This is a genomic window from Nostoc sp. CHAB 5715 (assembly GCF_020829685.1).
Taxonomy (GTDB): Bacteria; Cyanobacteriota; Cyanobacteriia; order Cyanobacteriales; family Nostocaceae; genus Nostoc.
On the sequence record NZ_JAIVFR010000673.1, the window covers coordinates 1 to 4,318 of the forward strand.

General features: G+C 40.6%; 2 protein-coding genes. Both read left to right on the forward strand.

The window, feature by feature from the left end; translation table 11 throughout:
* A partial coding sequence (locus tag LC574_RS28755; protein WP_229457050.1) for a DMT family transporter occupies nt 1–1,510 on the forward strand: 1,510 nt, incomplete at its 5' end.
* 2,159 nt (nt 1,511–3,669) lie between these two features.
* A partial coding sequence (gene hetR / locus LC574_RS28760) for a heterocyst differentiation control protein (RefSeq protein ID WP_229457051.1) occupies nt 3,670–4,318 on the forward strand: 649 nt, incomplete at its 3' end.

Consider the following 4,318-nt stretch of genomic DNA (forward strand, 5'->3'; position numbering starts at 1 on the left):
CTATCAAAGTAATCTTTCCCAACAGTTGTCACGGATGTACAGCCAGCAGCAGCAAGGGGAAACGATTTTGGCGGAGTTTGTTAATCGCCTGCATGGAGAACTAGAAAAAACTATAGAAGAAGCTTCACACAAACCAGCGACAGCAGGTACACCTACTGTTTTGCAATTTACCGAGCCAGAAAAAAACAGTTCTTTTGAGACATCCCCGCCACAGGTTGGCGAAGTAGTAAGAAATTCCTCTGAGCCAATTTCCCCGATCGCTAATAAACTTTCACCAAAAGAAACGACATCAGAGCCTCCGACTGTATCTATGCCACAGCCGGAAGCAATACAATCTTCACGAAGGAGAAACGCTGCTGAATCAATTTCTCTCCTCCGCAGGAACGTATCGCAGAGCAAAGCTAAATCTTCACCGATCGCTCCGCTAGAGCCGCAGCCAGAAGCAAAACCGCCACAATCGCGATCGCGCAATTCCTCTGGTTTATCGTCGCTCCAAATCGGTTTATTATTGATTGTCTTATCGGCAGTGCTATCGTCGCTTTACAACATAGCCATCAAGATAATTTTCCACGAAGGTTCCCAGATTTTTGGAGTATTAGAGGTAGAACGCTTGCTGCCGCCGACTTTGGGCAATACTTTCTTAATTTTGACCCTACGGTTTATGGTAGTAGTACCACTGTTGGTATTGTTATCTCCGATACTACACCCAACCTTGTGGCAAGACTTAGAAAACTTGGCTAACTCAGTTAGAGGAAATCCCACACCTACTAACGCAGCTACCAAGCAGATTTTGCTGTTGTCAGTTGTGAGTGGCTGCTTTTTGTTTTTGTCTCAGGTGCTCATATACATTGCGATCGCTCAAGTCACGACAGGAATGGCGATCGCACTGTTCTTTATCTATCCGATGGTTAGTGGTTTATTGTCGTGGTTTCTGTTTCGCGATCGCCTTACCACATTTCGCATCAGTGCGATCGCTGCGATTTGCTGCGGTGAATTGTTGGTTTTGGGAGGTTCTCCCAGCCCAGGTATGGGTAATATTTCAATGGGAAGCAGCACCGCCATTCTTTCCGGCGTGGCTTTTGCAGCCTACATAATTCTGACGCGGGTTTGTGCTAGCAAACTGCATCCCGTGACTTTTACTTTAATTAACTTCGCCACCATGTTGCTGTTGAGCTTTATCTGCTTGATGCTACCTTTACCAAGCAGTTGGAACTTGGTAGTTGACCCCTCTAAGATGATGGAACTGGTTTTAAGTGCATTTATTTTGGGTGTGTTGACTCTTGCTGGTTATTTGCTAAATAATGTTGGTATTAGTAAACTAGGTGCTTCGCGATCGGCGCTCATCGGTGGTACCATCCCAGTTTTAACCGTGATTTTTGCTGGGCTAATCATTCAAGAAAATTTGGATATTGTGCAAATTCTGGGAGTCTTGTTAGTAACCTTTGGCGGGGCTGCTTTCAGCTTTGAAACAATGCGAAATCAGGTTAAACCCTCTAGTCCGACGAATTAAATGACGGGTGCATCCCAGTTTTTATTTTTTAATGAGAAAATAATTGTCATTGCGAGGAGGAACGACGAAGCAATCGCATGGACTCGCTCTGAGTTGGAAGATTTTGTGATTGCAACTCTAAGAGACGCACTCGCGTTCGCAACGCTTGCAATGACATGCAAAAAAGTGGGATGCTCCCTTAAATGACCAGTTCAATCAGTTTAGGTGTGGTGGGAGGTAAAGTAGCTCCCATCACTCTGGGCACCAATCCTGACGCAAATACGCCTAGTTACAACTTCTCTAAATCATCTGTGACAAACAAGATCCCCGGCAACTTTTACGAAGTCGGGGATCTCAGTTTTTACAAATAATTTAGGACTGCTGTATAGGCAGGGCTATTTCATTCTCATCTAGCCCACCTCAGAATAAATTCTGAGGCTAATAACAAAAGTCGTCTAAAGACGACTAAGAAAGGTTTTTAGTCCACTAAGCGTGGACTTAAGCTAAAAGCCTGTGAACTTTAGTTCTGGGCGGTTTATGTTTAGAACGAAATAGCCCTGGCTGTATAGGTGGAGATAACGCTTAATAGATTGAGTGAGCAATAATCAGAATAATTTGACTTGTAATATTCTTTTAGGGATTTAACCTGATACGAGTAGGTAAACACGTATATATAAGCAGTACGAGTAGCACTGACTCAAGCAATTTAGCACGAGTATTTGCTCACAGAGAAGATTAGCAAGGAGTTAAGACCATTGCAGCATGTTTTGGAACTAGGAGATGAAGAACTAGCAGAAGTATTTAGAGTAACCCGGTTTTTAAGCGTGGTAGACTCAGTAAGTGGGCAAGAATAAATTGAACTATATTACGTAATGTAAAATTAATTAAATTGACTTGTAGTAGACCTTTAGACCTTAAAATAGGGCTAGAGCCATTTACTACAAACCTTTAATTATTTACGCCCACTTACTTATTGTGTTTGGTGAGATGGTATCTTTATTTCTGTCAGTCTGTACTAGTGAATTTCGTCTGCGATCGCCCAGACCCCTAGAAAAGGATTTTCTTCCTTTTATTTACGCAATTCAACATCCGTCAAATATATAAAACAGCGAGGTAAAAATATACTTGAAAGTAGCCAATTAATTAGTTAAATCATGAAAAATTAAAATTATTTCATGAAAAAAATATCTAAATAATTAGAAAATAAAATCCAATATGTTTTATCATATATTTGGATAAAAACTAATTATTCGGCTATTAGCATGAGCTTAAAAACCTAATTGCTATGGGATTAATTCAGAGTCAATTGCAGATTTCTGTGTAAAATTATCAACACAAAAAGATAATTGCAAATTGGATTTATGAGGAAAATAAAATATCATCAAACCTTGATTTAATAAGAATATAAATTATTTAAATACCATTATTGATAAATTTTAAAATACATAAATTTATTACAAAATCAAAAAATAATGATATGATAAGGAGCGATATTTGAAAAAACAACAGGCATTTTTGAAATTGGAATTAATTGCTCTACTTGATGTCTACTATCTTCCCTCAAGCCAACGGCTTATACTGGCGAGACATCACTGGAGGTTGTGAACAAGATGATAGTTCGCAATGAGCCGTTTGGCTCAACCTCTAAATGTTTCTACACCTGGTCAGCGATTTCTTTTTAGACCAGTCCCAATTATTTATAGTCATTTGTGTGCTAAAAATAATTCGCTAAAGCTGAATAAAAACCATCTTTTTTGAGTAACAGATATCCCAGATGAACCGCGCAAACTAGTTTTTACTCCGAGTCGGCATAAGGCCATAGTTAAGGTGTAAACAGCTTGACGTTGTTGCTCTAGAAAGATGAAAAAACCTCAAAGAACTTAAAGGCTTTATAGATTACTTGCAACACAGTTGACTTTTGGGACGGAAACCGTCGTCAAGCTGGACTTGGTGATGTCTGTAATTTTCTGGTTAGATGCTCCAGACAGTTATAGTAACCACAACTAAATCTGCCTTGAACCTAGAAAATATGTGAAAATAGTAGTTTGGGCTACCACGGATTTCCTAGTTATCGCATACTAATATAGTCTGAAGTGAAAACATCGCCTTCAGCCAGGTGTATACTACCTATTTTCAATCCATTAAAAATTGTGTAAACGTGCTATTCAATTGTCTGTAATATGAGTAACGACATAGATCTGATCAAACGTCTTGACCCCAGTGCGATGGATCAGATCATGCTTTATCTGGCTTTTAGTGCCATGCGGACGAGTGGGCACAGGCATGGGGCATTTTTAGACGCAGCCGCAACAGCAGCAAAGTGTGCAATTTACATGACCTACCTTGAGCAGGGACAAAACCTGCGGATGACAGGGCATTTGCACCACCTGGAACCGAAACGGGTAAAAATTATTGTAGAAGAAGTCAGACAGGCTCTAACAGAAGGCAAACTATTAAAGATGCTGGGTTCTCAGGAACCGCGCTATTTAATTCAATTGCCTTATGTCTGGCTAGAAAAGTATCCTTGGCAACCGGGGCGATCGCGCGTTCCTGGTACCAGTCTGACAAGTGAAGAAAAAAGACAAATTGAGCAAAAACTTCCAAGTAATCTACCTGACGCCCAATTAGTTAGCTCTTTTGAGTTTCTGGATTTGATTGAGTTTTTGCACAGGCGATCGCAAGAAGACTTGCCACCCGAACACCAAATGCCTTTGAGTGAAGCCTTGGGTGAGCATATCAAGCGCCGTCTGCTCTACTCAGGAACAGTAACACGCATTGATTCTCCTTGGGGAATGCCCTTCTATGCTCTTACCCGTCCTTTTTATGCCC